At 30.0% G+C, this 2,441-nt stretch carries 4 protein-coding genes and 1 tRNA gene; all 5 read right to left on the reverse strand.

Features of this window, described 5'->3' with window-relative positions; all coding sequences use genetic code 11:
* Window positions 1-709 (reverse strand): hypothetical protein (locus ACXLDF_RS09195; protein WP_457558224.1); only part of this gene is annotated, 709 nt, incomplete at its 3' end.
* Between the two features lie 33 nt (window positions 710-742).
* Window positions 743-1,675 carry a class II fructose-bisphosphate aldolase gene (locus ACXLDF_RS09200; protein ID WP_457558225.1) on the reverse strand — a complete coding sequence of 311 codons (933 nt, stop codon included), beginning with the start codon at window positions 1,673-1,675 and terminating at the stop codon, window positions 743-745.
* A gap of 65 nt (window positions 1,676-1,740) precedes the next feature.
* On the reverse strand, window positions 1,741-1,923 hold the full coding sequence (locus ACXLDF_RS09205; RefSeq protein WP_457558226.1) for a type II toxin-antitoxin system HicA family toxin: 183 nt from the start codon (window positions 1,921-1,923) through the stop codon (window positions 1,741-1,743).
* On the reverse strand, window positions 1,910-2,167 hold the full coding sequence (locus ACXLDF_RS09210) for a type II toxin-antitoxin system HicB family antitoxin (protein WP_457558227.1): 258 nt from the start codon (window positions 2,165-2,167) through the stop codon (window positions 1,910-1,912). The genes ACXLDF_RS09205 and ACXLDF_RS09210 overlap by 14 nt, the downstream gene beginning before the upstream one ends.
* A gap of 187 nt (window positions 2,168-2,354) precedes the next feature.
* Window positions 2,355-2,439: transfer RNA gene (locus ACXLDF_RS09215), tRNA-Leu, on the reverse strand.
* Window positions 2,440-2,441: the final 2 nt, after the last annotated feature.

Here is a 2,441-nt window from a genome sequence, read left to right on the forward strand (position 1 = left end):
TAATATTAGTAGTAGGATGAACAAATATTTGTCGTTCATTATCAAATAATTTAAAATTCACAAAAGTTTTCCTTAAGTTAGCTATATCAACATTAGAATTATCATCTAAAATAATCTTTAAAGTTGGTATTAAAGTCAATTCATCAGATTGAATATGAAATGCTAATAATGGTAAATTCTTTTGTCCTTCCATAATATTATAGTCACCCATTTCATCTCCGATAATTCTTAATTGTGATTTTTTTGGTGCTATTATGGTAGGTTCATTTTTAATTTTTATTAAAAGATCTTGATTAAACTTAATTTCTATTTTAAAAAATTCTCCAGAGTTTACTCCATTTACAGAAGCTTTAACTTCAAAATTTTTCGTTTCTCCTGCTTTGAGATCAAATGTCTGCGTTGATTTATAAACATTCTCAAGGTTAGCTTCTAATTCAATCGGATTTCCATCTGAAATTAAAATAATATTTGAAACTTTATTCAAACTAACATTACCTTTGTTTACAAATTTTATTGAATTAATTGTAATAATTTCTGAGCTAATATTTTTTATTTTAAATTTACTCAAAACAATTGGATTGATTTCCTGATTTTCTTGTGGATAGTTTGGAACATCTAAATATTCAACTTCTAAAATAGAAGATTCTGCATGAATTCTTGAAATACTTAAAATTCCAAAAAGAAAGATAATAGATAATAATTTTTTCATATTTTTATTTTTATTTTATTAATAAAGTTTTTATTAAATTCTATTTGCAGAACCAAGAACATCAATTTTGTGTTCTACCATTTTTTGAATTTCATCACGAGCAGGTCCTAGATATTTTCGTGGATCAAATGCTTTTGGATCTTCCATGAAAACTTTTCTAATCATCGCTGTCATTACAAGTCGTAAATCTGTATCAATATTAACTTTTGCTACACCATATTTCACAGCTTCTGAGATAGTAGATTCATCTACTCCTCTAGCTCCAGCTAAATCTCCACCATATTTATTTACAATTTTTACATATTCTTGTGGCACACTAGAACTACCATGCATTACAAGTGGTGTATTTGGTAAAACTTTTGTTAATTTTTGTACCAAATCAACATCAACTTTCCCATCTGATGAAAATTTAAATGCACCATGAGATGTCCCAATTGCACAAGCTAAGGTATCTGCTCCTGTACGCGCTATAAACTCAACGGCTTCATCTGGATCTGTTAGATGTGCATCTTTTTCATCAACAGAAACATGTTCTTCTATTCCTCCAAGTTGTCCAAGTTCTGCTTCAACTATTACATTTTTTGCATGTGCAAAATCAACAACTTCTTTTGTAATTCGTATGTTTTCTTCAAATTCTTCCGCTGAAGCATCAATCATAACTGAATTAAATCCTGCATCAATAGCAGATGAGCAGACATCTAAACTTGCTCCATGATCTTGATGAATAATTATCGGAAGATCAGGATATTGAGCTTCCATTGATTTAATTATATCAACCAACATTTTTGTATTAGCATATTTTCTTGCTCCTGACGAAAGTTGCAAAATCAAAGGTGCATTTTTTACAGCATGAGCCTCTACAATTGCTTGTGTAATTTCCATATTATTCACATTAAAAGCACCAATTGCATAATCAGAGTTCATTGCTTTTTTCATCATCGAAAGCGGATCTTTTACTATTGCCATTTTATTTTAGGGGTTAAAATTTTATTTCATCTAAATTTTTGCAGAAAAGAAGAATAAAGTAAAATTTAAATATTCTTTTCATAAAATTTAACAGAAATTTCTAAATCTTTTAAAATTTTCCTAATTGTTCCATGAGGTAAATCACATTTATGCACGGGAACAGTCGTTCGAAGATCTTTTTTTCTAATTTGTAAATGACTTCCTTTTTGTCGAGTTTCTTTAAATCCTAAAGATTTAAGCCATTTCAACAGTTTTTTGTCGGAAACGACTTTTAATTTTGGCATTTTTTGGTAAATCTATTGTTTGAAAAAGATAATCTTGAGGAATAAATTCATCTTTTTCTTCTTCAAAATAAAGCTCAATCGCTTCAGTTAAATTTTTTCTAAGTTCCAATAAATTATGTCCATAACTGTGGACACCTTTTAATGTTGGTATTTCACCAATAAATACTCCGTCTTCATCTTGATAAATAACTATCGGTAATTGCATCATAAAAACAATAAAGAAAATAAAAATATTTTCAATTAATATCACAAAAAATGGTGCCGAGGGAGGGAAACACCTTATTTCCATTAAAATGGAAAACGCTGAGTGTTTCTTCCCAATCGCTAACTCATTTTATTCATTGCTCTTGGAGAAACAAGCGAACCCTTAAAGGGTTCAATTCCCTATTTTATTCTGGTGCCGAGGGAGGGAATCGAACCCTCACTCCTTGCGGAATGCGATTTTGAGTCGCACGCGTCTACCAATTCCGCCACCCCGGCAC

The sequence above is a fragment of the Candidatus Harpocratesius sp. genome (genome assembly GCF_054039255.1).

Bases quoted from the DNA above. Each gene is read 5' to 3' on its own strand.
- ACXLDF_RS09210 (WP_457558227.1), bottom strand. From the start codon at position 2,167: ATGATGCAATTACCGATAGTTATTTATCAAGATGAAGACGGAGTATTT.
- ACXLDF_RS09200 (WP_457558225.1), bottom strand. From the start codon at position 1,675: ATGGCAATAGTAAAAGATCCGCTTTCGATGATGAAAAAAGCAATGAAC.